Source organism: Corallococcus llansteffanensis (genome assembly GCF_003612055.1).
GTDB classification, from domain to species: domain Bacteria; phylum Myxococcota; class Myxococcia; order Myxococcales; family Myxococcaceae; genus Corallococcus; species Corallococcus llansteffanensis.
In genome coordinates, this window is record NZ_RAWB01001054.1 from 1 (window position 1) to 1,145 (window position 1,145).

Consider the following 1,145-nt stretch of genomic DNA (forward strand, 5'->3'; position numbering starts at 1 on the left):
GGAAGGGCCTTCTCCTCGGCCTTGGCCGCCTGCCAGTGGCGCTCCATGTGCTCCAGGGTGGCGCCGCCGAAGGGCACGTTCTCCTCGTTCAGCCGGGCCTCGATGTACTGGAACCGGGTGACGAAGCGGCGGGTGGCCATGCGCAGCGCGTCCTCCGCCGGCGTCTTCACGAAGCGGGCGAGGTTCGCGAGCGAGAACAGGACGTCCCCCAGCTCGTGCTCGATGGCGTCCCGTCCCCCCGCCGCGATGGCCTCGTCCAGCTCGCGCAGCTCCTCGTCCAGCTTGCCGCGCACCCCGGCGAGGTCCGGCCAGTCGAAGCCGATGCGGCTGGCCTTCTCGGTGAGGCGCTCGGCGCGCAGCAGGGACGGGGCGGCGGTGGGCACTCCGTCCAGCACCGAACCCGCGCGGCCCGTCTTGCGCTTGCGCTCGTCCGCCTTCAGCTTCGCCCAGTTGGAGAGCACCTGTTCGGCGCCCTTCACCTGTTCGTCACCGAAGACGTGGGGGTGCCGGCGGGTGATCTTGTCGCTGATGGCCTTGCAGACGTCCGCCATCGTGAACTCGCCCAGCTCCGCCGCGAGCTGGGCGTGGAAGACGATTTGAAAGAGCAGGTCCCCCAGCTCGTCGCACAGGGGATGCCAGGGGCCGCCCTCGGAGACGCGGTCCATCTCGTCCAGGACCTCGAATGCCTCCTCGGTCAGGTAGGGGCGCAGCGAGCGCAGGTCCTGCTCGCGGTCCCAGGGGCAGCCGCCCTCGGCCCGCAGCCGCTGCATGATCCCCACCAGTCGTTCCAGCTCTGATCCAGGCGCCGCCATGCGATTCGCTCCCGTGCAGTCCCCCGCCGCGCGCTCCTGTAGCACGCGGGAGCGAAGAGGGAACGGGCACACATGATTTCGTGTCGTCCGTCCTGTCGCCTATCATCGGCTGCTCGGATGCTCCGCTCGTTCCTCGGCCTGTGTTGCTGCCTCGTGCTGCTTGTTCCCGCGCGCGCGCCTGCGTTGATGCAGGACGCCCCCACGCGCATCCAGGAGACCTACCTGGAGGATCCGGAGTCCGACACCGGGGAGGGCACCGCCGTCCAGGACGAGCCGGAGGTCGAAGAGGCCGAGGAACCGGAGCCCGAGCCCCGGCGCCCCACCGGCCGGGGC

General features: G+C 70.6%; 2 protein-coding genes. One reads left to right on the top strand and one right to left on the bottom strand.

Translation table 11 applies throughout. From position 1 onward, the window contains the following. Nucleotides 1-812: nucleoside triphosphate pyrophosphohydrolase (gene mazG, locus D7V93_RS43270; RefSeq protein WP_120648698.1), on the bottom strand; the 812-nt coding region annotated here is incomplete at its 3' end. Nucleotides 813-929: 117 nt separating this feature from the next. Between mazG and D7V93_RS43275 the strand changes: the two genes are divergently transcribed. Continuing rightward, nucleotides 930-1,145 (top strand): hypothetical protein (locus D7V93_RS43275; protein WP_208723357.1); only part of this gene is annotated, 216 nt, incomplete at its 3' end.